Genomic DNA, 24308 nt, shown 5'->3' on the forward strand with positions numbered 1-24308 from the left:
ATTTTCAACCACGAACGATGTTTTTAAATTAGGAAAACTGAAGGAACTAGACATGTCTCGTTCTTCGCCGCGCTCGTCTTATAATGAAGTGCTTTCAATGCTCAAGACTCACAACCAATGGTTTGCTAACTCTATTCCTCTAATTGCAAGTGAAAATGTAACTAGCCCTGCAGTACGTGAGGCAACAATATCAGACTTTGCTAATAGATATGCAGAAGGCTGGCCTGGTGAGCGAGTATACGCTGGATGCATCTACATTGATGAGGTAGAGTTCAAGTGTATGGAACTTGCAAAAAAATTATTCAAGGCAGAGTTTGTTGATGTAAGACCAATCTCTGGTGTTGTAGCTAATCTTGCCATTTATTCTGCATTTTCAAATCCAGGAGATACCATGATGGCTCCATCCATTCCCTCTGGTGGTCACATATCACATGGAAAAAAGGAACATGCAGGAACTGCAGGACTTGTGCATGGGTTGGACATTGAGTTTTATCCATTTGATGCCGAAGAGATGACTATTGATGTTGACAAGACAAAAGAAAAGGTCAAAGAACTTGAAAAGGCAGGAAAGATTCCAAAGCTAGCAATGTTTGGTGGCTCTGTTTTCCTATTTCCGCATCCAGTAAAGGAACTTGCGGACTTTTTGAAAAGTTACAACATGTTTGTCAATTATGACGGTGCACATGTAGCTGGTCTTATTGCAGGTGGACAATTTCAGGATCCCCTAAGAGAAGGCGCAGATGCAATGACAATGAGTACACATAAGACTTTGTTTGGTCCACAAGGTGGAATGGTTTGTTCATTTGAAAAATACGGTGAAAGTATCAAAAAGGCAACATTCCCAGGAATGACTAGTAATCACCATCTGCACCACATGGCTGGAAAAGCAATTGCATATGCAGAGATGCTAGAGTTCGGCAAAAAATATGCTGTTCAAGTGATAAAAAATGCCAAGGCCCTTGCAGAGGCACTTAATTCATCTGGTTTTACAGTTCTTGGAGAAAAACGAGGATTTACAAAATCTCATCAGATAGTAGTAAACGTTCTCTCATTTGGAGATGGTGGAACAATTGAAGCGGACTTGGAAAAAGCAAACATCATTGTAAACAGACAGCTCATACCAGGAGACATAAAGGCAGGACGCAACTATTTCCACCCAGGAGGAATGCGACTTGGTGTTGCAGAGCTTACACGTCTTGGAATGAAGGAATCAAACATGAAACAAGTTGCAGAATTTATCAAAAAAGTAGTCATAGATAAAAAAGACAAGAAGAAAATTGCTTTAGAGGTTAAGAAGTTTAGAAAAGACTTTCAAAAAGTTCGCTATTGTTTTGAGAGCAAGCATGGCGGATATGATTACATCAAGATTCGCTAGGCAAAGTCTGTAAGAATAGACTGGCTACTCTCTTCTTTTCCAAATACCAATTCTAGTTCATCTAAGAGAGATAATACACGACTCCTAAGATATGGAGATATTGTATACTTGTTGAGCATTCTTCGTGCAAGTTTCAAATATTTTTGTACGGAAGGTCTAGTCATAGTTTGGATTAGTTTATTATCGCATTCCAGGCATTTGCCAACAAGAGGAATTCTCCTATAGCTTGCTCCACACGCAGTACATCTAAAAGATTGGCCAGAATATGCCCTGAGATTACCCATGATATCAGGAAGCAGGTGTGTTGTCATCACCATAGATACGACTTCACTTGGATCAACTGCATTAATGATATCTGCAGTTCTAATCTGCATGTCAAGTTTTTCAAGAAGTGAACCAAGAGTAGAATATGCGCTTCTTGATTTTGATGTGGTAAGTGTAGATGTTGTATGTGTGAAATCATGATCAAAAAATTGTCTTTCTGTTTCTAATCTTGATTTTAAAATCTCGACATCTTTTATCTCACTTGCTTTTTCTTTTCTAAGAGTAGCTTCAAAAAATGAGAGCGGGTATTCTTTGACCACTTCAAAGTTATGTGCCTGCCTTTGTACCTCTTGAGGAATCACAATTGGCTGTACAAGCAATGGTGCATCCATAAGTCCACCAATCCTGTCTGATAGAAACAATCTTGAAAAGTTTAGCAAACTATCCATCAATAACATAATAGAATCAGCATCTCCATCAGCATCACGTCTTTTTGCAGAATGCCAGACTGCAGTTCCAAGACAGACTTGAGTATTGGTGTATCCAATTATTCTTCCTACAATACCTACAGATGTATGAGGAGCAAGACCAATAATGAGCTGCCCCACCAAGTCATTAGTATTTTTCACATTGTAGAATGATTGACGTCCAAAAAGTTTTGCAAGTTCCCTGTCAATGTATTGGCAAACAGAAACAAGACTTTCTCCACATTCTTTTGGTATTATTACATCTTGAACCCTTAGCTCCACAAGTTGGTCTGAGCTTACAAGAGGATTACCATCTGCATCATGCGTGTATCCAAGTTCAACAAGTTTTTGCGGTGTTGTGCCAATCCAGGACGGTTTGAAATGTGAGAGTGGTGCATTAGTAGCATCAAATCTAATTGTTCCATCTTTGAAGACATTTAATCCAAGACTTTGTCTTATCAGACCCTTTTCAAGTGGTTCAGGCACTCTATCTTGGTTTATCAGCTCTTTTACCCCCTTGAATGGTTCTTGAGCCCTATATCCGGTTCTTTCTTGTGCAAGATACAGTAAATCTTTGAGAGGAAATGAGCGGTATAGGTGTACTCGTGCTCTAGATTTGCACTTGGGGCAATAATTAGTCTCAAGCTCATCCCTGCACTTGAGACATGTAAAGATCACACTTGTTTTTGTATTACATTTAGCACATGATATACTAATAGATGGCATGTTACAGTTTTTACAAAATCTATTGTATATGTTGCAGTAAAAGTTTGGTTGCTTTGCAGCTTTTAGTAAATCACGTGATGCACCTCCCTTGTTTCCTACAGGAAATAGAGTATGTACCGGAGGCTTCATTTTCCTCAGTGAGGCCTTTTCTGGTCTTCCCACTCTTACTCCAATAGAGGTTGAAAATTTATTTGGTATCTTGATTCCGGATGAATTTGTTATGATTTGAGGTACAGAAAGGCCATTTTCAATCTGGATTTGTTTTCTAAACAATAGATAAAAAAATACTCTAGCTTCTACATCTTTCAAAAGCAGTGTAGTATCAGCAACTTCATGTGGAACCCCTAGTTTTTCTAAAATTTCTTTTATTTCATATGGATATACTACAAGATCAGACTCGAATTTGATGGGTTTTAGGAGTTTTTCAAATTCTTCGATTGTAATTTGATCCCAATAGTACAGATAATGCGGATGAAGGCCAATGCCAAAATTTAATGATATCCTAAATGCTTCTTCCAAGTCCGGTACTTTGTTTACATAACTTAGGAGTTCAGTGTCATTTGGTTCATACTTGGTTACCTTGTCTTGAAGTTCCTTTGCCCAAAATTCCTCTACATATCCAGTTGGTATGAGCTCTGCATTATTTTCCAAAAAATCACCATAACTTATCAGAATGTCTCCAAGATGTAGAATTTTTTCAATGTGTGGTTTTAGATGAATTCCATGGGCTGTGTCTCTTATTTTTACAACATTTCCATTAGTAAGCCTGACAATTGGGGTATCTATCGAGTCCACAAATGCCACTGTTGAGGCTTTTCCTGGCACATCTAGTTTGATCTGCGTGCCTACAGCTATGGTATGATCAAGTATCTCTGCAACCACAGGATGTATGCCAATTGAGGCAAAACCAGTATTGCAGGCACGGCCATAGCGTAGCCTGAATCCCCCAAGTTTTTTAGGCATGGAGAGAACTGATCTTCCTGTGATTACCTCTCTCATTCTGTGAGCTGCTGCATCCTCATCTCCTGTCTGGATTGCTCCCTTTAGGTCCTTGAGCCAGTCCCAACCATCAAGTTTGTAGAGTTCTATGAGTTTGAGAAGTTTGCGAGACCTGCCAATCAGACCATCATTTAGTACACGAAGAGCACCACCTCTCACCCTATTGGTCCCTATTCGAACCATATTCCTATGACTTACAATCTCCACAAGGTCGGTATCTACACCATCAAGCTCGACTGGAAGATTAGATATGACACTGGTCACATCTTGATCAGGAACATGGAATTGGAAGCTGCCAACTTCTCTTTCGTATACTCTTAACTCTTCTACAAATCTGCCCGTCTCATCATCAAAAGAATTTGCTTGATATTTTGCAAGTCCGGCTATCTTTCTTACATGATCTGCAATAAGCATAGTAGAAGCTGCCTCTGTTCCTCCTGCTGACCTGATTGGACCAGCAAATGATACAGATAGATATTCAGAGCCGTCTGCATTTTTTTTTATCTGGACCTCACTTATGCCTTGAAGCGGTGCAATAGTGACTCCTTCTGTAACTATGGCTAAGGCCACACGTACTGCAAGATCGAGTTTTTCTTGTAAATCCGTGTCAGGTCCAGAATATTTTCCTTGAGCTATATTTTCTGCAAGCTGTAGGGCAGCAAGTTCTTTTGTAGTATTTTGAATTAAATATCGTAGGTCATCAGTGACATCGATATCGTGCATTTTTGATACACGATCTGCCAAGTCAAAAGCAATCTTTGGTTCTACCATCCCAGAAGAATCAGAAAGTGTGGCTTTGGCAGATGCTGCTTGTTCAAATATAGCAAATACCTCTTCAGATATTTTTGAATAATAAGCAAAATAGTCTTGGGGCATTGGGACTTCTTTGAGTCTCAATGCAAGGTTCTCAGACATGTTATTTCCTTACAGATTGGATGGTTTTTACGATATCGGATATTGTCTTGAAACTGCCGCCCTTTTCAATAAAAGTTCCAATCACAATGGCATCTGCTCCTGCTTTTGCTACTTCTTTGGCAGTCTCTGGGCTACGAATACCTCCTCCAACTATGAGAAATCCTTTGAAAAGCTTCCTTACAGCAGCGATCATCTCAGGTTGTACATTGGATTTGGCTCCAGAACCTGCTTCCAGATATACAAATCTCATTCCCATGAATTGGGCGGAGAGTGCGTACATAACTGCAAGTCCGGGCTTGTCAAAGGGAATTGTTCGTACAGAACCAACGTGCCAGACAGTGGTTCCTTCTCCAATGATGATATATGCAGTAGGCAAAGGCTCAAGGCCAAATCGAAGCACGCTTGGTGCACCTAATGCTTGTGCCTGTGAAATAAAGTACGGATTATCTGAATTCAAGAGTGAACTGAAGAGAATTGCATCAGCCCCAGGAACCACTCCTGTAACATTGCCTGGAAAGAGAATTACTGGAATCTTGACTGCTTTTTTGATGCTTGATACGGTTTCAGTCATGGTTAACTGATCAGTTGCTGATGAGCCTCCAATTAGTATTGCAGATGCCCCATTCTTTTCTGCCTCCTTTGCTAATGATGAAGCAGATTGCCCTGCAGAGTTTTCAGAATCAATTAGTACGAAGAGAAGAGTTCCATTCTTCTTCCTAGCCGTATGAAGATAATTTTCTGTCTTTTCCATAAGGAGGGTGGAATGCCTATTGATTAAAAGTTTAATTGAATATAGTAATACAGATTTGTATAGCTATGAGCAAACTTCCAGATGATAATTTTAGTAATATTATTAGAGAAATTATAAAAAAATCATTATTTACTGAAAGACAAATTGAAATTATTGCAAAACGGAAAAATCTTGTTGACGCTCAATTTACTATTAGTAAAGGGGCATTCTATCGACAAGTAGCCCAGTGTGAAGACAAGTTTACTGCACTATGCTACTCGTGGATTCTTCTAAAAGGCCTAGGAGTACTTGATGATGATGATATTGATGTGATAAATCGCCTTTCTGAGCAGGTTTCTGTGATAAAAAGTAGTGATATTTTCCCCGAACGGGAGGAAGAAATCATGTCTGTGATACGAGTATTGTTACAAAGAACATGTAAACTGTGATTTGGCTTCAAAAATTAGGCACAAACTGCCATACAGGATGTGATACCATGTGATAATGTGTGTTTGATATTGATGTGTAAGGTGTGAAATAATTTTACCCAAATATGATAAATCACATCATTTAGCCCTAATGTGTGATGTTAGTAGACATTCCTGATGTAGGAGTCATTTTAGGCATATTTGCATCATTTTTTGGGGGTTTGGTAGCAATTACAGCATACAACAAGATCAAACCAAGACTAGCATCAAAGACCGAAGATGCAAAAATTGTAGCAGAACGCCTACAATATTATGAAAATTTACTTATCGATATGAAAATTCGTTTAGATTCATTAGAAATTACACAGGAAACACAGGAAATCCCCCAGGCACAAATTTCCAAGCCAAAAGAACAAAAAATACAGCCAGAAGAGCCAATTGTTGTCAAAGAAGAGAAACCAAAGGAAAGAATTCAGAATATGCAGTTCAATAATGCTACAGAACACATTCTGAGATTAATCACAGAGAAACCTATGACATCACGTGATATCCAAGTCACAATAGGAAGGACCAGAGAGCATACATCACGTATGTTAAAGAAGCTCTTTGAGGAGGGTTTGGTGGAAAGAGACATGTCAACCAAGCCATTTTCCTACAAGATAACTGATAAGGGTTTGACAAAGATTGGTATTGTCAAGATGGCCCCGGCTCAGTAATTTCTGGTAATCTGTCCCGTTTTTAGATCATTAAAATCAAGTTCTTTACTAATCGTCTTTTCTTTTTTGATTTAATTTTTACACCAAGTTTTTGTCAAAGTCGTAGAAAATCATTATTATTTCATAATATTATATAATTGTAAAATCTTAAATTATTGTTATTATAATTTAATATCATGCCTGATGAACAATTAATCAAAATTACCACGGCTGGCACCATCTCCATTCCAAAAGATTTTAGGAAATTTCTAGAGCTTCAAAAGGGAGATTATGTTAAAGTCGCAATAGATGGTGATCATCTAGTAGTAAAAAAGGTAACAATCTCAGGTTGAATTCTTCTCCCTTTGTGTTATCTTTAGTACTTGGTAGGCCCATTCCTTACCATTCTTCTCCCTGGCCACCTTGCCTTTGTTTGCAAATCTAGAAAGATATGTAGAGATCACGCTTAGTTTTATTGGTTCACCGTATTCATCTTCATATTTTTCAAGTATCATTGATGATGTAAACTTGCCAATTGGGTAGTGTTTATCCACTAAATTCCAGATCTTGGCCCCTATAGAATCAAGTTGAGCCGCATCTCCCTGTTCTTCAATATTCATAAGGTCCATTAACTCAAATATTTTTAGCATCTTCTCCCGGGTTACGTTGCCCTCCAGGCTAAAGTTATACTTGGCGCCATCCGAGTCCTCCAAGTCTATCCTAATTCGTTTTCGAGCCAATGTGATCGATCCGGTTAACTCATTAACACTTGAACAGATCATAGAAGAATTGTTAACTAGTAGGTTTGTTAACGTTCACTGCCTGGCTCACGAATGACCCTTTTACTCATGTTAACACCCTCTATAGCCTTTATATTCAATTAGACCCTAAATTCACGCCTGGAGTGGAAATAATGGGGTAGGATTTGGCTTGTTAACAATGTTAAGGACCATCTTCACGCCTGGAGTGGAAATAATGGGGTCATTTTTGGTCTTTTCTGGTTAAAAGTTAACAGATACTTCACAGAATGTTAACTTCAATCTAGGAAGACCCACACACCTATCCTTCCACTCTAGCTTTATTAAAAAAATTTTTTTAAGAGAAAATAAAAATAATTAATGATATACTAAATCAAGTTTAGTTCTTCAATTCTAATCTAATTAATTTAGTAATGTCAATATGTTAACAGAGAAGAAATGGTGGTGTCTGGGTAAATGATCGATCCAATTGATAAATTATTAGATGATGCACAGAGTGGAAAATCCTTATTCAAAAATAGAGAAGTATTACATTTTACATTTATTCCTGATGTAATTTTACATAGAGAAGACGAGCAGAAAAAAGTGACCCAATCACTCTTACCTCTACTAAAAAAGGCTCGTCCATCAAATCTACTAGTTTATGGTAAACCAGGTACAGGTAAAACACTAGTAGTCAAAAAAGTACTAAATAAAATACAAGATAGAGTAAACGAGGCTTCATTTCCAATACAATTACTATATGCAAATGCAAAGGAAGAGACTACACTCTATGGACTACTAATAAAACTCGGTAGGCAATTAATAGAAAAAGGTAAAGAAAAAGAGTTTCCTACAACAGGTCTTTCAATTAGTGAAATTTTTAATCGTATTATATCAGCAATAGAAAATAATACATTGAACACAGTATTTGTAATAGATGAGATTGATTACCTGGCAGAACTTGTATCAAAATCTGGCAAGGATGTCTTCTACTCATTAACAAGAGCAAATGAGCGATTAAAGAAAGGCTCACTAACCCTAATTGGAATCTCAAACGACCTTACTTTCAAAGAAAGACTAGACCCACGTGTACTCAGCAGCCTCAGCGAGGAAGAAATTGTCTTTACTAATTATACAGTAAGCCAGATCAAGGAGATATTAGAAGAACGTATCAGGGCGGCCTTTATCCCTAACACCATAGAACAATCAGCAATAAACCTCTGTGCTGCCATGTCTGGCCAAGAACATGGAGATGCAAGGCGTGCAATTGACCTATTACGCATTGCAGGTGAGATTGCCGAGCGTGAACAATCAGATATGGTAAAAGATGAGCACATCAGACGTGCTGCACAAAAGATGGAAGAGGATAAGGAGACAACTGCTCTAAACTCATATCCATTACATGAAAAGCTCTTGATCTTATCAGTAATGAAGGCAAATGGAAGCACTACCGGAGAGATATACCAATCATACAAGAACCTATGCAAAACAACACGACAAAAAGAACTTACACAGAGACGAGTTACACAGATGCTAAGTGAGATAGAAATGACTGGGTTGATCTCAGGAAAAATAATCCATCAGGGAATGCATGGTAGAACCAAAAAATTTTCTCTTACCCTTAACCCAGAAACTGTAAAAAAAGCATTCAAGGATGATCTGGTATTGGAAGACTTGCTATAATGATAAATTTGAAGACTTATGTATTTGAGAAAAAGAATTGTGTTAATTGAATCTGTTAATTATATTATTAATTGCAGTTTCCATCACATGTAGCATACTATTTTTGTCCGATGCAACTGGACAAGAAAATTACATACCTTCTTGGTTAAAAAATAATGCAAAGTGGTGGTCGCAAGGGCAGATCACTGATTATGAGTTTATCTCAGGTATTCAATATCTAGCCCAAAAAGGGATAATCCAAATACCTATACAAAATCAAACTTTAACAAACACTCAACAAACTCCAGACTGGGTAAACAACACAAAAGAGTGGGCATCAGGAAATATATCAAACAATGATTTTGTAAAAACAATACAATTTTTTGTGCAAAAAGGTACACACTCAAAACCTGTAGATAATTCTATTACAAATTACACGAACAGTCTTGCCACAACCCAAGTATTATTGTCCGACAAAAATCTTCTCACCATGGCCGGCAACAAATATGCAGATGGAAACATACAGCTGGGTGATGGCAAATACGTCACTACGGGCCCACAAAAGGGATTCATCTACCTATGTCACATCCCTCCAATGGGACGAGGTGCCTCAGGAACAGGGCCTTGGATTAATGGTGACACTTGGAACTTTCTACAAAAGCCTTCTGTAAGTGGCTCAGTTTCCTGGCCAAATGCAGTATTCTCTGATACAGTTTTAGGCGATACGAGAATTTTGTCAGGAAATGATTTACCAATTGGTAACACTACGGGCAATTTCCCAATATCTCCAAATGATGCAATTAGCAAGTATGATCAAAATCCAAATTCAATTCTAGTACAATCCTTTACTGACAAACTCCCAGCAAATCCAACATATTCTGATACTCCATATTGCATGGGAGGCGAGGTCGGAATCATGTTATCTGGAGTTCCGCTCTTTGATGGTTTTGATGCAGAACTTAGAGATGCACAGGCACATGAGGGCCAAGATTCATGCAATGGACATCCTCAAGAAAAGGGAATGTATCACTATCATGGTTTGAGTTCCTGTTTTAAAGATCCTAGTGAAAAAACAATTCTTGGTTATGCGCTTGACGGATTTCCAATAACTGGGCCAAAGGTATCAAATGACAAGTATCTAACAACAGATGATCTAGATGAATGCCATGGAATTACAAGTGAAATTATTGAAAACGGTGTCCCGGTAGTAACATATCATTATGTAATGACATATGATTTTCCCTATTCTGCCAGTTGTTTTAGAGGCAAACCTGCAGAGTACATGGTAATTAGCGAACAAAACCAAAACACACCAAACCAAAATACATCAAATCAAAGTACAATACAAGATGGGCAAAATCAAAATAATCCGAGAACCCCACCCCAAGAGGCTATAGATGCATGCAGCAACAAAACAATAGGGAATCAATGTTCATTTACATCACCACATGGTGATGAAATTTCAGGAATATGTCAAACTCCACCAAATAGCCAGCTTGCTTGTGTTCCACATTAAATAAAGAATTTAGCCTGAATTTTCTGTAAAATCTTTTGTAAAAACCTTCATTGTAGCTAGATTTACTATGATTGCTATTCCTGGAGTAGGGCTGATTCCAACACTGGCTTGAAATGGAGTCTGACTTTGCCAAGCTCCGGAATTTACAATTAATGTTCCTTTGTACATATCAAGATCAACAACATGTATGTGTCCGGAATGGTATATGTCAGGAACTTCTGATATTACCATCAAATCCTCAAGTTCTGGTGCAATTGGAGTTCTCTTACCATAGATTGGACTCAAATGTCTTGTTTTGAGCAAAACCCTCATAGCTTTTGCAGGTTGCGCATAACTTAATCCAGGAGTGCTACCAACTACATCATCAAGACTCTGACCATGAAACATCAGTATCTTTACACCGTTTAACTCAATCATTGATGGATTACCTAACATGAAAAAATTCTCTCTATTCCAAAGGTGCATGTTATGTTTCTCTGGAATTGCAGGCTGTGGGAGTGCTCTTCTTCCTGGATCGTGGTTTCCTGGAATGATAAAGACCTTGATGTGTTTTGGGATCTTGTCCAAAAGCTCTGCAGCCTTTGCCATCTGTTTGTCTACGTCTAAAAGCAAAAGTTCCTTGTCTTGATTGGGGAATATGCCTATCCCATCAATAACATCGCCTCCTACCAAAACAAACTTGACTTTTCTTGCTATAGGATCAGGGCTTGAAAGCCAAGAAACAAATTCTGTAAACTCTTTCTCCATGAAAAATTTACTGCCTACATGCAAATCTGAGATAAACACAGCATAGCTCTCAGTCTTGGAACGATTTGATATATGATCAGGTATATCAGGCACAATAATCTCTTTTACAAAGAATCCTCCATTTTTTCCACTTGCAATTGAGACCATGATAAATTGATCAATTAGTAAAGAATTTGCTGTTTCTTGTATCTCTTTATTGAAAATTAACAATTCTATAGAGCCTGAGGGATCATCTATGACTAGTTTGGTAACATCTCTTTCTATTCGTCTATCCATGAGTAAACCTGCAATGTAGATATCATCATCTAACTTGCCGTTTGTCACATTCGAAATAGGAGTTAATTTTTTTGATTGTGATCTCTGCATCATTATTTTAAGTAGTTTTGAATATCTATCCCGAAATAATGCGTGAAAACCCTCTATTCCTTCTGCTGATGTGACCTTGCTTGTAGGGTCAAATAAAATTACATGATTATTCTCTACGCTTTCATCAATCTCTGATTCTACAAACATTTTAAGATCGCTCTGATTAATCAAAAACAAATTCTGTTTAGCTTTCTCCCTAACTATCTGCTTGATTATATTCTGAAGCTCCTTAACATCAATTTTTTCTAATATCTTAAATGCGTCAGGATGAATCTGAAATCCTTTACTTAACGCATAGGTAATTGCAGAGGATACTTCTTCTTTCAACAAGGTCTCATAATATGACTTTTAATTAAATCTGATCCAACCACCAACCTCAAATATAGTTCGTTTGAAAATGGAATTATTGTTCAGCAATAAACGAGCTCTAGTATTTCTGATTTTTATTGGAATTTTCTCTTTATCGTATTTAATTGGAACTCAAAGTAAACTATCTGATGAAGAATCACAAACATTTCTCAAAGAATTTCAAAAAGTTGTTGAGGGAATAGACGCAATTGGGATCTTTGAACACAATGCATCTGTTGCTTTACCTATGTTTATTCCAGGATTTGGCCTAGCATGGGGCTCATTTGCAGCTTGGTCTACAGGTGTTGCATTTGAAGCACTAGTAACCACAACTCCCGCACTAGCAAAAATTCCTCCATTAGCTTTACTCTATCTATCTCCATTTGGAGTTATGGAACTTGTTGCCTATTCTATTGGGATGTCTAGAAGTCTTTTGCTAATACTTGTAATAATAAGAAAAAAACCCCTAAAATCTGAAATTCGCAATACTGCTATAGAAATAGGAATTGTTCTAGCCTTATTGCTTGCAGGAGGATTCATTGAATATTCAATGATTCAACATTTTGGTTCAAGTGTGATTACCCCAAAATCGTAGATTGTTATCCCCCATCAACCGGGAATTGACTAATTGTTTGATAAATTATACCCAGTAATTAAATATGCAATAAAGGATGAGTAATCTAATGAAATACGTATTACTGTTAATGGTAATTACAGGACTTGTTTTGTATTTGCCAAGTGCATATTCTGATTTCTCTACTAATAACAAATACTTGATTGATGCTTCAGGATATCTTTCTGGCTCTAAAACAATTTTTGATTCAACTATAGCGTTGCAGCTAACTATGGGTGCAAAGAGTGGTAGTACTATGCAATCTACACTAGATAATGGTCTTATTACAATAGCAGATGCACATTATCTCAATTCTGGCACCTGGCAAACCTCAATCTTGCGCGATGGAAAGTATTTTGTCATACAAGGAGATGCACAGGATGAAACTGGAAATGTGATACATCTTAATTTGTTTGGAAGAATAATTGACAGTAACCCAGACGGTTCTGTCTATACTATAACTGGAAAGATTACTAGTTCTGAAACACTAAAAGTAAGCTACAGTGCTAAAGTATTAGCTGCAAATACTGCAACCACTCAATCAACTACAACCTCAACTTCAACCACTATTACTCCATCATCACCTAAGGTAAACATCAACATTGTATATGGCGCATCTGATATCAATAATCAAGTACATTATTCTCCATCAAGCTATATTCAGGTATCAAGTGGAACAACAATTGTCTGGACCAACAATGATTCTGTTCCACATAGAATAATGAGTGGTATAGCAAAAGCAATTACAACAAATCAAACCACTCCAGTCTTTACATCTGACGGAAAAATTGACAGTGGAATAATCATGCCAGGTCAATCATTCCAATTTACCATTACAAGCTTTGATACTACCCAGTCTTTAGATCCTAGAATTGCTACACGTTATAGTATTCCACAAAATCAAACAGCTGGAGACATTACATTCTTTGATCCTAATTACCAATTCATGGTAGGAATTATTGCACCACTTTCACAATCAACAACTTCAGCAAAAACCGTTCAAATGAATATTGTTTCAGGAGCATCAAATCTTAACAATGGACAATTCCTTTTACCATCCTCATTACAAATTACTCCTGGAACAACAATTGTCTGGACCAACAATGATTCTGTTCCACATAGAATAATGAGTGGTCAACTACTTACTACAACTCAGGGCGGATCAAAAGGATCAGCACCTCCCAAAGTACCACAGTTTGTATCTGACGGAAAAATTGACAGTGGAAACATAGCTCCTGGACAACATTGGTCAATAACAATAAGTAATACCGGTTCTACACAATTCTTCGATCCTTCCTTTACATGGATAAATGGAATTGTTATATCATCACCTCCAATTACTAGTCAAATCCCTCCAGTACAAATTAGCATAAATGCAGGCTCATCAAATCAAAAGGGAACTGCAACTGCTCAAACGTATAATCAATACAATACCTACTATACACCAGATACGATACAAATTGTTCCAGGTACACCAATTGTCTGGACCAATAATGATTCCATAGCACATACAATTTTTAGTGGTACCAGTACACAAGATAATATCAACCCATTCAAACCTGATGGAAAAATAACAAGTAACCTGATTCCACCAGGTCAAACATTTACTGTTATAGTAAATGACACAGGAATAATCCGATTCTATGATCCTCAATATACTTGGATGAATGGTGTAATTATCTCAATGCCGCCAACTCAGTCATATACGATTGGCGCACCATCTCATAATCCGGGACAGCACTAAATTATTTGAAGTTGATATATGATTCCAACTTTGTCTGATCAAAAACCATTACTGACAAGTCAGAGAATTCTTTTCCTTCCAAATCTCTTACCTTTCCAATGAAATGCGTCTCTTTTTCAGTGGTTAAAAATTCAAAAACATGTACTTTCATGTTTGAGGTATCAAATCCATGTTCTCTCAAGTAAATTGCTATCTCTGACTGCATGAAATGTTTGGAGGGCTCCTTTGGCCAAGGTCTTGGAACAAGTATTACACTAAAACCATCAATGAGTGCCTTTTGAAGCTCTAATTTTTTTTCCTCTATGCTTGTAGAAATATGCATAGTTATGACCTTGCTTTTGTCTGTTGGAACCCTGGCCTTTGACGCTGCTACTTGTGTTGAACTAATGCCTGGAACGATTTGTACGTCTCCAAAAATCTCAATTAATCTGTCCACTACCTCTGATTCGGAAAAATTAACATCACCAGTAAATGGCACTACACAAGTCTTATTTCCTAATATCTTTGATACTTTTTGATATGCCTCTTCTTGGTCTTTCATAGTGATTTCGTATATCTCCTTGTTTTGCAACAAGGTTTCTATCGTTTTTAGTGTGTATTTGTAACCAATTACAATATCTGCACCAAGTACAATCTCTTTTACTATTTCTGTAACATACTTTGGTGAACCTGGCCCTACACCTACAGCAAAGACTTTGCCCATGAATGCAGTCTTACACCGTTCAATATATTTCACTGATGTTAGATTCTATTTTTACCAAACATCATCTACTTCATCAAGTTCTGTAAATTCTTCAATAGGTTTATCACGCATAACTTTCAATCTTGCAATATCTCTATCAAAGAAAAGGTCTATTGTCCAATCAAGAAAAATTCTTATTTTTTTATCAAGACGTGGTATTTTTGAAAGATATATTGTTCTCCAAAGCAACCATGCAAAAAATCCATGTAAATGAATTCCAAATATACTTGCAATAGCACTTCGTTTTCCTATTACGGCCATTTGGCCCTTTGATGTGTAGACAAATTTTTCTTTCTCTTTGTTTGTAATCAAAGCGTATAGATTTTTTGCAACAATTTCTGCTTCTGATTCTGCATTTTGAGCAGTTGGTGGAAGAGGACGTTTTGTATTAGGATCAATCAAATAGCTACAATCACCTACAGCAAAGACTTCTGGAAAGTCTACTGATTGAAGAAATTCATTGACTACAATTCCACCTCGGTTGGTTTTAAAAACAGATTTTTTTATGATATCTACAGGTGTCACACCCGCAGTCCATACTAGAGTTTTTGTCTGTATTGCATTCATTGAATATTGCTTGACTGGATCAGTTTGTGGGCGAGAATCCTCAATCAGTACTTCATCACCTGAAAAATTAGAAAGTTTTGTGTTTACCATTACCTCAATTCCACGTTGATGTAACTTCTCTAATGCAAACTTGGCAAGCTTTTCATTAAATCCAGGAAGTATGGCAGGCATTGCTTCAAGAACTGTAACTCGAATGTCAGTTTTTTGAATATTAGGATAATATTTTCTTGCGTCATGAAGCAAGTCCATTAATTCTCCAGCTGTTTCTATTCCCGCAAATCCTCCACCAACAATTACAAAAGTAAGTAAACTTTTCTTGAGGGCAGGATCAGTTTCATTGTCTGCCTGCTCAAGCATATCAATAGCTCTGTTTCGTAACACTACTGCATCATTGAGAGTTTTCATAGAATATGCAAGCTTTTCCAGATTGTCCATTCCAAAGAAATTTGTCTGGCTGCCAAGGGCCAAGACTAGATAATCATACTGTAAGGAAATTCCACGTTTTTCTTTTGTACCACTTAGGTCTACTATTTTTTTATGAGGATCAATACTCTTAACTCCCGCCTCGTAGAACTTGGTTCTTTTTAGTAATGTTCGAACTGGAATTACAATATGTCTTGTCTCAATTGTTCCAGAAGCTACTTGCGGTAGCATTGGAGTAAATAAGAAAAAGTTGTCTTCACTTACCAGGCTAATCTGAACTTCCTTATTATTTGAAAAATATGCCTCTAGTTTCCTTACGCATTCTATTCCTGCAAATCCCCCTCCTAAAACAAGAATTTTTTTGGCTTCTGGCATTGTACTCAATTAGTGTTATCTTCTGGGATAAAAAAGGTAGTAGTGTTTCTCATTGTACCCTAATGTAACATTTGAGCGAAAGGTAAAATATGCAGACCAGAGAAGTTAGGATATGAAGAAAGAGTACATTGTTGTAAGAATAGACGCATCACCGGATGGTTCTCCATATGTGGTAGTATCACTTTCTACCTCTAAGGATTTCAGAGAACAAAGCACGCCTGCATCTCCATTTGGTGCAGGAGGTGTAATGGGATTCACAAGTATGGATGATATGATGAAAAATCTAAACAAAATGTTGTCTGGGGGTATGGGTCAATCTAATACTGTAACCTCGATTAAACTAGATATGCACGAGTACAAGGAGTTGAATCTTGCAGTAGGAGACAAGGTTTATCTTGAAATAACAAAGGCAGAAGCCACTGGAATTTAAGTATCAGCGAGAAACTTCTCTTCTTAAAATTTGATATGCTCTTGCTGCATCCTCTTCATGAAGAACCACTACTATGTGGTCTTGTCCGAAAAACGCATTAACTAGCTCGATTCCATTATCGTGTAGAATCTCAGATACGTACGAAACTACGTCAGAACTATGTTCGGATTCGGGAATGCTTATGGTTATTTTTGCTAGTCCTGTTTGAAAGAAATTTTTATGTGATGAAAAAGACTCTAGAATTTTTCGTACATCGCTTATATCTTCTGTAAAAAATCTAAAAGAATCAGTAGATCTAAAAAATTCATAATTTGGATCGATTTGCATGAATCTATCCATTAAATCTACAGCGTCTTTCATTTCAAAATCATCTGAAGAAAATCTAATGTCTGCAATTCCATCCCTGAGAGAAAGTCTTGCATTTTTTAATACTGTTTCATTTTGCATATCATCTTTTTTCTCAAAAGAATCTGCATACCTTTTAATTGCAACTACAATTGTATTTGGATTGACTGGTCCTCCTACCTGGGCTTCGACTTCTTTTTGGAGTTTGATTGCAAGTGATGTGTAATTTATCAAACCCATCTTGATGCAGTCATAAATGGATCTATTTCTTGTAATTATCTCTCTGACCGCGTCAGGGACTGAAACACTCGGAGCTCTCATGAGAGTAATTTATATTCATAATTATATTAATTTATGTAATGAAATAGTTAGTTAATCAATAATCTTTATATAATGTCATATGTATTACATAGTATGCATAACTATGACATGAATGAATGGGATGAGTTTGACCAACTCTTCCAGAAAATGATGCGACCCTTCAAGGGTTTGGACAAGATTTGGAATGACATGAAGATGTCTGATGACTTGCAGACATTTGGTCCTTACTACTATGGATATTCCCTAACAGTGGGACCTGATGGAAAACCTGTAGTCAAAGAATATGGTAACGTCAAACCTGGTCTTAGTCAAAAATCAGAAGTACGAGAACCTTTTGTAGACGTCATCGTAGATGAAAAAGAAAAAGTTCTAAAAATTGTTGCAGAGATGCCGGGTGTAGAAAAAAAAGACATCAAGATCGAAGTTGTAGGACGAACAGTAAATCTTGATGCAGAAAATGGTGATAAAAAATATCACACCAAGATCCCGATTAAACAAAAGGTTGACGAAGATTCTGTCAAAGCAACGTACTCTAATGGAATTTTAGAAGTAAAGTTCCAACTTAAAGAGGATCGACCGCAAGGAAGGACGGTAACGGTCGAATAAACTCTATTTTTTGGTGATCAAATTATGAATGAAATTACATTAAAAATTGCAGAAGCCGCACAAAGGCACGTTGGAAAAGGAATTGCCGTAGTGGACCCTAAAATTGTGGAAGAAAATGGATGGGAAACAGGCCAAATTCTCGAACTTGTTGGTAATAGAAAAAGCCATGTAAAACTATGGTCTGGATATGCACCCGATTATGGTACCGGAATTATAAAGATAGATGGAATTACACGTCACAATATCGGTTCAGGCATAGGAGAAAAAATTACAATAAGAAAGGTGGATGCAGCGGAGGCACAACAGGTTGTACTCTCACCTATAGAAAAGCTAAGTGAGGAGGGATTACAAGAATACATGCAGGCATACTATACAGGTCACGTATTGACTGCAGGCGATACATTAATTGTAACTACACAGTTGGGAGGAAAAACACAACTTGTTGTAAGTGGGACTACACCTAGCTCAAAACCAGTCATCATTTCAGAAGAAACCGAGTTCAAACTAGGCTCAATGACCAAGGCAATTGACAACTCTATTCCAAGAATTACATATGATGACTTGGGTGGCCTAAAGAACGAGGTTCAGAAAATACGGGAAATGGTAGAACTTCCTATGAGACATCCTGAATTATTTGAAAAACTTGGGGTAGAAGCACCAAAGGGAGTGTTACTCTATGGACCTCCTGGAACAGGAAAGACATTATTGGCAAAAGCAGTAGCAGGAGAAACAAATTCACATTTCACTTCTATTAGCGGCCCAGAAATTATTGGTAAATTCTATGGAGAAAGTGAAGAAAGACTACGTGAGATATTCAAACAAGCTGAAGAAAATTCTCCAAGTATAATATTCATTGATGAAATTGATTCAATTGCTCCAAAGAGAGAGGAAGTAACAGGCGAAGTAGAAAAAAGAATTGTATCACAACTTCTCACCTTGATGGATGGAATGAAATCAAGAGGCAAGGTAGTTGTAATTGCAGCAACTAACAGGCCAGACTCTATAGATCCAGCATTAAGAAGGCCAGGCAGATTTGATAGAGAAATTGAGATTGGAATTCCAGATCAGGAGGGAAGAACCGAAGTCCTTCACATACATACACGTGGAATGCCAATTGAAGATAAAGTAAACTTGGAACAAATTGCTAAAGTAACTCATGGCTTTGTTGGAGCAGATCTAGAAGTTCTTGCAAAAGAAGCTGCAATGAGATCTCTTAGAAGAATTTTACCTGATCTAGATCTAGAAGCAGAAAAAATTCCCGCTGAAATCCTTCAAAAAATTATCATTACTGAAAATGATTTTAGAGATGCACTAAAAGAAGTACGACCATCTGCATTAAGAGAAGTACTAGTTCAGGTACCAAATGTATCATGGGATGATATAGGTGGACTGGAGTCTCTAAAAGAGGAACTTCATGAGGCAGTAGAATGGCCATTAAAACACCGAGAGGCATTTGAACATACAGATGTTGCAGCTCCTAAAGGAATCTTACTCTATGGACCTCCTGGAACAGGAAAGACATTGATTGCAAAGGCAGTAGCACACACATCAGAGTCTAATTTCATAAGTATCAAGGGCCCTGAATTGCTTTCAAAATGGGTAGGAGAATCTGAAAAAGGAGTTCGTGAAGTATTTAGAAAAGCACGACAAGCTGCACCATGCATAATATTCCTAGACGAGCTTGATTCGCTAGCTCCAAGTAGAAGCTCTGGAAGCTCTGACTCTAATGTAACAGAGAGAGTAGTATCACAACTTCTAACTGAGATTGATGGTCTTGAGGAATTGCATGATGTGTTGATAATTGGAGCTACCAATAGGGTTGATCTAATTGATAGTGCATTATTGCGTCCTGGTAGATTTGACAAGATCATTGAAGTACCAGTACCAGATGCAAAAGGACGTGAGAACATATTTCAGATACACACAAGAAAGAAACCACTTGCCGAGAAAATTGATTTTGCAAAACTTGTCAAGTTGACTGATGGCTTTAGTGGTGCAGAAATAGAAGGAATATGCAACAGAGCAGCAATGAGAGCCATACGAAGATATGTAGACAAGAAGGAAAAGGACGTCAAACTAATCAAGGTAACTCAAGAAGATTTCGAAAACGCGATAGAAAAAATGCGACCAAACAAATCTAAAAAACAGATAACATCAGCAATTATATGATAAAATAGCTGGTGTACATTGACGACAAAGGAAGCAATTCTATATCAAAAGTTACCTAATGACAAGGTTAGATGTACAGCATGTGCTAGGTATTGCGAAATAGGAAGAGATCAAATTGGTTTATGTGGAATCAGAGCAAACAATAATGGCAAACTTGACCTTCTTGCATACGGCAAAGTGATAACAGGTCATGTGGATCCTATTGAAAAAAAACCAGTAACTCACTATAGGCCTGGAACAAGCATATTTTCTATTGCTACCACTGGTTGTAACTGGCTCTGTAAATATTGCCAAAACTATGACATCAGTCAGAGACGAAAGATAGAAGGAACTGATATGACTCCGCAACAGGTAGTTGACCTAGCCAAACAGTCAGGATCTGATGGCATTGCATATACGTATAATCAACCATCGATATTCATTGAATTTGCACATGATTGTGGAGTAGTTGCAAGAAAAAATGGATTATTCAATATCTTTGTCTCAAACGGTTATGATACTCCAGAAACAGTAAACATGATGAATGAGTTTCTAGATTGCATAACAATTGATTTTAAAGGAAATGCAGAACCTCAATTTTCACGAAGATATATTGGAATTCCTGATCCAGGGCCAATATTTGATACGCTAAAAGAAATTCACAAGAAAACAAAGATCCATGTAGAAATAACTGACTTGATTGTACCGAGAGTTGGTGATAATATAGAATATGCCAAAAGACTTTGCAGGTTCATTTATGATGAATTTGGCCCTGATATGCCAATACATTTTCTTAGATTCCATCCAGATTACAAGATGATGGAATTTGAATCAACACCTATACTCACTCTTGAGAAACACTATGATGTGGCCAAGGAAGTTGGGCTCAATTATGCCTACTTGGGAAATGTTCCAGGTCATCGTCTTGAAAACACATACTGTCCTCAATGCAAAGAAATTGTTGTTAAAAGATATGGATTTGATATCCAAGGGTGGCATCTTGATAACAATAATAATTGTAGCTTCTGTGGTGCTAAAATAGCAATTACGGGCAGTCTATCTAAGAATTACAAACAAAATAGATTTCAATTTGTTATTTAGAGTGTTTTTTCTAAAAATAAAGAAAACACATTTCTCTAATTTTTAATCAAAGGTTAAATATCGTATAACTAGAATTAGAACATGCCAACAACTTACATACTGATTAATTCAGATCTAGGCTCTGATGTTGAAATCATACAAAAAATAAAACAAATTCTTAGCAGTGAAAGCGGTATCAAATATGAGATTCAGGGCGTGTATGGAGTTTATGATATTATAGTCAAAATTAGCGCTGATTCAATGGATCTTTTACGAAGTATTATCACAAATAAAATTAGAAAAATCGACAAGGTTTACTCTACCTTAACTATGATGGTAATTGAAGAACAAGAGAAATTCTAGTTCTTTTTTATAGCATCTATAACCTTGTGAATCTCTGATTCTGTATTGTAAAAATGTGGAGAAGCTCTTACAATCTTTTTGGTAAAAATATCTCTTACAGCAAGAATCATGTTCATTTTTTCAAGCCGTGCAACTAATGTCTTTGAATCTTGATCTTGAATTGAAAATGACACTATGCTAGTACGTTTTTCTGGTTCCTCTGGACCATACAAGGTAGCACCTCTTATTTTTGAAAGCTCATCTCGTAGTAGATTTGCCAGCTTTATGTTACTCTCTCTTATTTTCGATATTCCTATCTTTTTTAGATAAATTATTGATGCCTCCAGACCAGCCACGCCTGACCAATTACGAAAACCAGCCTGAAATCTAGCAGGCATTTCTTTATGCACTATTTTGTTTTCATGAAACAATGCAGATTCTCCACCAACTTGCAACGGTTCAATAAGATCTGCTGAATCTTTTTTACAATAAAAGATACCCATTCCCATTGGTCCACATAGCCATTTTGAACCATTAAATGACATAAAATTACATTTTATTTTATTTACATCAACATCGGTAAGACATCCTACAGTTTGTGCTGCATCAACAAAATAGGGTATGCCTCTCTCTGAAAGTGTTTTACCAATCTCCTCAATCGAAATTATTGCTCCTGTGTTAAACAATGCATGACTGAGAACCACAAGGCCCGTATTCTTATCAATAGTTTTTACAAAGGAATCCGACTCAAAATAACCAGTTTCATCTATGGGTAAATTTCTAAGATCAATTTTTTGTCCCATCCGCACCCATGGATAATGATTAGCAGGATGCTCATGAGTAGAACCACGTATGACTACATTAGAATTTGAATCTAGTTTTAATCCGTTTGCAACAAAATTTATTCCATCCGTTACACTTTGAGTGAGAACTACTTCTTCTGGCCTACATTTTATCAATTCAGAAATTTCTTTACGAAGACTAGCAAGTCTTTCCCTTACGTAACTATCTGAAGCCTCAGAATCTGGTCCAAGCTCGCTATATTTTGTGAGAAAATCACTCATTGCAGTAATACTTGATCTTGGCATTCTGGAAGTAGATGCATTGTTTAGGTAGATCCTTTCTTTGTATGGAAAGTCCTCGGAATAATCTAAATTCATTATTATATTACAATCTACTAGTCTCTATATTGTTTAAAAATCCTAGCGATGGCTTACAATCTGGGTTAAACCTACAAACAATACTGGAACAAAATCTTATCAATTCGATATTTTACTCTGATCCATTCTTAAAAGCTGGATTTATCTCAAAACTGGTTCAAGATACAAAACTCGATGTTCTGTATCTAGACCTTGATTTGCTATACAGTGGATATGTAGTATCTGGGATACTTGGGACACAAAAAAACGTGACTTTGTTTCAACCCACTGATGAGACTCTGAATAAAATACTCAATGAGATACTGGTCAAAGCTAGTCTGTCTCAGACTATGATCATAGTTGATTCCATTAATGGCTTATTCAATATGCTAAACAAAAACAAGAATGTTGGCAAGACCGTCATGTCCATCATCATGCTTCTTGCAAGTATAGCAAAGATGACTAAATCATATTTGGTTGTTGCAAGTATGGTCCGATACAAAAAGGAGGAGGGATGGATCTTATCTCCTACAGGTAAACGTCTTGTTGAAACAAAAAATAACAAGAAAATTCTTCTTGAGCATGGTAAAGATGGAATAATTCTGAATATGCCAAGTGACTCGTGTAAACTTGTTATTCCTTCAAATCTGATCCCACTAGTCTAGTCGTTTTATTATGTGATATCCAAATTGAGTCTTTACAATGTCCGAGACTTGTCCTTTTTGTAAAGCAAAAGCTGCTTTTTCAAATTCTGATACCATTGCACCTCTTGAAAAAAATCCCAAATCTCCGCCCCTTTTTTTTGAAACATCGATTGAAAATTCTTTGGCAAGATTGGCAAAGCTTTCACCTTTTGAAATTCTTGCCTTTAGATCTTGTGCTACACTAAGCTTCTCGACTAAAATATGTGCACAGTGAATTTTACTTCCCATGATCTTTGAATTAATAATAAATTATAAAAAAACATCTCGATCCTGAAGTTGATATTCTAAAGATTTAGAATGAGTCGATCTACAATTAACGGTGTTATAAAATTCCCAAACGCCGTTATAACACGCCATTTTTCAGCAAGTTATATTAAGATCTTTTCTAGAAGTACTCACATGCCAGTTGGAATTATTCCAGATATAGGCGAACAAATGTGCATAGGATGTGCACTCTGTGTAGAGATTTGTACATCACTAGGCCCAGACGTATTAAGAGTAAAACCAGTAGAAGGCTGGAAGAGAGGTAAAGCATTTGTATTTTATCCAGAAAGATGCATTTCAGATGGTGCATGCATAGGTGTATGCCCAACAAAGGCAATCTTCTGGATGAGACCAATGGACTTTACTCCAGGTCAACCAGTACCACTCTACAGAAACTCTGTATTCGTAAAGGGCTGGACTGAGTTAATCGATTAAGTCCGCATAAAATTTCTCTTTTTATTATTTTTAATTCAAAACTTCGTTTTCT

General features: G+C 36.9%; 24 protein-coding genes. 15 read left to right on the top strand and 9 right to left on the bottom strand.

The genetic code is table 11. From position 1 onward, the window contains the following. Positions 1-52: 52 nt before the first annotated feature. Positions 53-1375: a serine hydroxymethyltransferase gene (locus NSIN_RS01945; protein ID WP_101009145.1), complete on the top strand. Its 1323-nt coding sequence runs from the start codon at positions 53-55 to the stop codon at positions 1373-1375. Here the strand turns inward: NSIN_RS01945 and NSIN_RS01950 are convergent. Beyond that, complete coding sequence (locus NSIN_RS01950; RefSeq protein WP_101009146.1) at positions 1372-4746, bottom strand: DNA polymerase II large subunit; 3375 nt, start codon at positions 4744-4746, stop codon at positions 1372-1374. The two genes, NSIN_RS01945 and NSIN_RS01950, sit on opposite strands and share 4 nt — an antisense overlap. A 1-nt stretch (position 4747) precedes the next feature. Further along, positions 4748-5497 (bottom strand): geranylgeranylglyceryl/heptaprenylglyceryl phosphate synthase, encoded by a 750-nt coding sequence (locus NSIN_RS01955; RefSeq protein WP_101009147.1) that lies wholly within the window; start codon positions 5495-5497, stop codon positions 4748-4750. Positions 5498-5562: 65 nt separating this feature from the next. Between NSIN_RS01955 and NSIN_RS01960 the strand changes: the two genes are divergently transcribed. The 3 genes from NSIN_RS01960 to NSIN_RS01970 all read left to right on the top strand — a co-directional run bounded on the left by NSIN_RS01960 (position 5563) and on the right by NSIN_RS01970 (position 6952). After that, complete coding sequence (locus NSIN_RS01960; protein ID WP_101009955.1) at positions 5563-5925, top strand: hypothetical protein; 363 nt, start codon at positions 5563-5565, stop codon at positions 5923-5925. Between the two features lie 137 nt (positions 5926-6062). Continuing rightward, the gene (locus NSIN_RS01965; RefSeq protein WP_101009148.1) at positions 6063-6620 is read left to right on the top strand and encodes a winged helix DNA-binding protein; all 558 of its coding nucleotides are present in this window, start codon (positions 6063-6065) and stop codon (positions 6618-6620) included. Between the two features lie 176 nt (positions 6621-6796). Then, positions 6797-6952, top strand: a complete 156-nt coding sequence (locus NSIN_RS01970) for an AbrB/MazE/SpoVT family DNA-binding domain-containing protein (RefSeq protein ID WP_101009149.1) — start codon at positions 6797-6799, stop codon at positions 6950-6952. On the opposite strand, the gene NSIN_RS01975 is transcribed toward NSIN_RS01970, so the two are convergent. Further along, on the bottom strand, positions 6944-7339 hold the full coding sequence (locus NSIN_RS01975; RefSeq protein WP_101009150.1) for a hypothetical protein: 396 nt from the start codon (positions 7337-7339) through the stop codon (positions 6944-6946). The genes NSIN_RS01970 and NSIN_RS01975 overlap by 9 nt on opposite strands. A 474-nt stretch (positions 7340-7813) precedes the next feature. On the opposite strand from NSIN_RS01975, the gene NSIN_RS01980 reads away from it, so the two are divergent. Then, positions 7814-9022 (top strand): Cdc6/Cdc18 family protein, encoded by a 1209-nt coding sequence (locus NSIN_RS01980; protein WP_101009151.1) that lies wholly within the window; start codon positions 7814-7816, stop codon positions 9020-9022. 46 nt (positions 9023-9068) lie between these two features. Then, the gene (locus tag NSIN_RS01985) at positions 9069-10517 is read left to right on the top strand and encodes a YHYH protein (RefSeq protein WP_133124030.1); all 1449 of its coding nucleotides are present in this window, start codon (positions 9069-9071) and stop codon (positions 10515-10517) included. A 9-nt stretch (positions 10518-10526) separates the two neighbouring features. Here the strand turns inward: NSIN_RS01985 and NSIN_RS01990 are convergent, their stop codons facing one another. Further along, positions 10527-11957, bottom strand: a complete 1431-nt coding sequence (locus NSIN_RS01990) for a DNA-directed DNA polymerase II small subunit (protein ID WP_101009153.1) — start codon at positions 11955-11957, stop codon at positions 10527-10529. A 118-nt stretch (positions 11958-12075) separates the two neighbouring features. On the opposite strand from NSIN_RS01990, the gene NSIN_RS01995 reads away from it, so the two are divergent. Continuing rightward, the gene (locus tag NSIN_RS01995) at positions 12076-12573 is read left to right on the top strand and encodes a stage II sporulation protein M (protein WP_101009957.1); all 498 of its coding nucleotides are present in this window, start codon (positions 12076-12078) and stop codon (positions 12571-12573) included. Positions 12574-12661: 88 nt separating this feature from the next. Continuing rightward, entirely contained in the window at positions 12662-14335 is a 1674-nt protein-coding gene (locus NSIN_RS02000) for a cupredoxin domain-containing protein (protein WP_133124031.1), read from the top strand. 1 nt (position 14336) lies between these two features. Here NSIN_RS02000 and NSIN_RS02005 read toward each other — a convergent pair whose 3' ends face one another. Further along, positions 14337-15038: an SAM-dependent methyltransferase gene (locus tag NSIN_RS02005; RefSeq protein WP_101009155.1), complete on the bottom strand. Its 702-nt coding sequence runs from the start codon at positions 15036-15038 to the stop codon at positions 14337-14339. Positions 15039-15089: 51 nt separating this feature from the next. Then, positions 15090-16442, bottom strand: coding sequence for an NAD(P)/FAD-dependent oxidoreductase (locus NSIN_RS02010; RefSeq protein ID WP_101009959.1), 1353 nt, complete (start codon positions 16440-16442; stop codon positions 15090-15092). A 112-nt stretch (positions 16443-16554) separates the two neighbouring features. On the opposite strand from NSIN_RS02010, the gene NSIN_RS02015 reads away from it, so the two are divergent. After that, positions 16555-16872, top strand: coding sequence for a hypothetical protein (locus NSIN_RS02015; RefSeq protein WP_101009156.1), 318 nt, complete (start codon positions 16555-16557; stop codon positions 16870-16872). 3 nt (positions 16873-16875) lie between these two features. On the opposite strand, the gene NSIN_RS02020 is transcribed toward NSIN_RS02015, so the two are convergent. Then, a complete protein-coding gene (locus NSIN_RS02020; RefSeq protein WP_101009157.1) occupies positions 16876-17538 on the bottom strand; it encodes a hypothetical protein in 663 nt (220 codons plus the stop codon). Positions 17539-17631: 93 nt separating this feature from the next. On the opposite strand from NSIN_RS02020, the gene hsp20 reads away from it, so the two are divergent. The 4 genes from hsp20 to NSIN_RS02040 all read left to right on the top strand — a co-directional run bounded on the left by hsp20 (position 17632) and on the right by NSIN_RS02040 (position 21735). Next, entirely contained in the window at positions 17632-18144 is a 513-nt protein-coding gene (hsp20, locus tag NSIN_RS02025) for an archaeal heat shock protein Hsp20 (protein WP_245871874.1), read from the top strand. Between the two features lie 24 nt (positions 18145-18168). Next, entirely contained in the window at positions 18169-20313 is a 2145-nt protein-coding gene (locus NSIN_RS02030) for a CDC48 family AAA ATPase (RefSeq protein WP_101009158.1), read from the top strand. 18 nt (positions 20314-20331) lie between these two features. Then, on the top strand, positions 20332-21393 hold the full coding sequence (amrS, locus tag NSIN_RS02035; RefSeq protein WP_101009159.1) for an AmmeMemoRadiSam system radical SAM enzyme: 1062 nt from the start codon (positions 20332-20334) through the stop codon (positions 21391-21393). Between the two features lie 81 nt (positions 21394-21474). Then, a complete protein-coding gene (locus tag NSIN_RS02040; protein WP_101009160.1) occupies positions 21475-21735 on the top strand; it encodes an Lrp/AsnC ligand binding domain-containing protein in 261 nt (86 codons plus the stop codon). On the opposite strand, the gene NSIN_RS02045 is transcribed toward NSIN_RS02040, so the two are convergent. Then, positions 21732-22874, bottom strand: coding sequence for an aminotransferase class V-fold PLP-dependent enzyme (locus tag NSIN_RS02045; RefSeq protein WP_101009161.1), 1143 nt, complete (start codon positions 22872-22874; stop codon positions 21732-21734). The genes NSIN_RS02040 and NSIN_RS02045 overlap by 4 nt on opposite strands. A gap of 29 nt (positions 22875-22903) precedes the next feature. Between NSIN_RS02045 and NSIN_RS02050 the strand changes: the two genes are divergently transcribed. Further along, complete coding sequence (locus tag NSIN_RS02050; RefSeq protein WP_101009162.1) at positions 22904-23518, top strand: hypothetical protein; 615 nt, start codon at positions 22904-22906, stop codon at positions 23516-23518. Here NSIN_RS02050 and NSIN_RS02055 read toward each other — a convergent pair. Next, positions 23510-23785 carry a peptidylprolyl isomerase gene (locus tag NSIN_RS02055; protein WP_101009163.1) on the bottom strand — a complete coding sequence of 92 codons (276 nt, stop codon included), beginning with the start codon at positions 23783-23785 and terminating at the stop codon, positions 23510-23512. The two genes, NSIN_RS02050 and NSIN_RS02055, sit on opposite strands and share 9 nt — an antisense overlap. A gap of 171 nt (positions 23786-23956) precedes the next feature. On the opposite strand from NSIN_RS02055, the gene NSIN_RS02060 reads away from it, so the two are divergent. Beyond that, positions 23957-24256 carry an NADH-quinone oxidoreductase subunit I gene (locus NSIN_RS02060; RefSeq protein ID WP_101009164.1) on the top strand — a complete coding sequence of 100 codons (300 nt, stop codon included), beginning with the start codon at positions 23957-23959 and terminating at the stop codon, positions 24254-24256. The last annotated feature ends 52 nt before the right edge of the window (positions 24257-24308 follow it).

This window comes from Candidatus Nitrosotalea sinensis, assembly GCF_900143675.1.
Classification (GTDB): Archaea; Thermoproteota; Nitrososphaeria; order Nitrososphaerales; family Nitrosopumilaceae; genus Nitrosotalea; species Nitrosotalea sinensis.

What these genes read in the sequence shown, in the direction of transcription:
- NSIN_RS01945 (WP_101009145.1), top strand. Translation starts at nt 53, where the DNA reads ATGTCTCGTTCTTCGCCGCGCTCGTCTTATAATGAAGTGCTTTCAATG.
- NSIN_RS01950 (WP_101009146.1), bottom strand. Translation starts at nt 4,746, where the DNA reads ATGTCTGAGAACCTTGCATTGAGACTCAAAGAAGTCCCAATGCCCCAA.
- NSIN_RS01955 (WP_101009147.1), bottom strand. Translation starts at nt 5,497, where the DNA reads ATGGAAAAGACAGAAAATTATCTTCATACGGCTAGGAAGAAGAATGGA.
- NSIN_RS01960 (WP_101009955.1), top strand. Translation starts at nt 5,563, where the DNA reads ATGAGCAAACTTCCAGATGATAATTTTAGTAATATTATTAGAGAAATT.
- NSIN_RS01965 (WP_101009148.1), top strand. Translation starts at nt 6,063, where the DNA reads ATGTTAGTAGACATTCCTGATGTAGGAGTCATTTTAGGCATATTTGCA.
- NSIN_RS01970 (WP_101009149.1), top strand. Translation starts at nt 6,797, where the DNA reads ATGCCTGATGAACAATTAATCAAAATTACCACGGCTGGCACCATCTCC.
- NSIN_RS01980 (WP_101009151.1), top strand. Translation starts at nt 7,814, where the DNA reads ATGATCGATCCAATTGATAAATTATTAGATGATGCACAGAGTGGAAAA.
- NSIN_RS02000 (WP_133124031.1), top strand. Translation starts at nt 12,662, where the DNA reads ATGAAATACGTATTACTGTTAATGGTAATTACAGGACTTGTTTTGTAT.
- NSIN_RS02005 (WP_101009155.1), bottom strand. Translation starts at nt 15,038, where the DNA reads ATGGGCAAAGTCTTTGCTGTAGGTGTAGGGCCAGGTTCACCAAAGTAT.
- NSIN_RS02010 (WP_101009959.1), bottom strand. Translation starts at nt 16,442, where the DNA reads ATGCCAGAAGCCAAAAAAATTCTTGTTTTAGGAGGGGGATTTGCAGGA.
- NSIN_RS02015 (WP_101009156.1), top strand. Translation starts at nt 16,555, where the DNA reads ATGAAGAAAGAGTACATTGTTGTAAGAATAGACGCATCACCGGATGGT.
- NSIN_RS02020 (WP_101009157.1), bottom strand. Translation starts at nt 17,538, where the DNA reads ATGAGAGCTCCGAGTGTTTCAGTCCCTGACGCGGTCAGAGAGATAATT.
- hsp20 (WP_245871874.1), top strand. Translation starts at nt 17,632, where the DNA reads ATGCATAACTATGACATGAATGAATGGGATGAGTTTGACCAACTCTTC.
- NSIN_RS02030 (WP_101009158.1), top strand. Translation starts at nt 18,169, where the DNA reads ATGAATGAAATTACATTAAAAATTGCAGAAGCCGCACAAAGGCACGTT.
- NSIN_RS02040 (WP_101009160.1), top strand. Translation starts at nt 21,475, where the DNA reads ATGCCAACAACTTACATACTGATTAATTCAGATCTAGGCTCTGATGTT.
- NSIN_RS02045 (WP_101009161.1), bottom strand. Translation starts at nt 22,874, where the DNA reads ATGAATTTAGATTATTCCGAGGACTTTCCATACAAAGAAAGGATCTAC.
- NSIN_RS02055 (WP_101009163.1), bottom strand. Translation starts at nt 23,785, where the DNA reads ATGGGAAGTAAAATTCACTGTGCACATATTTTAGTCGAGAAGCTTAGT.
- NSIN_RS02060 (WP_101009164.1), top strand. Translation starts at nt 23,957, where the DNA reads ATGCCAGTTGGAATTATTCCAGATATAGGCGAACAAATGTGCATAGGA.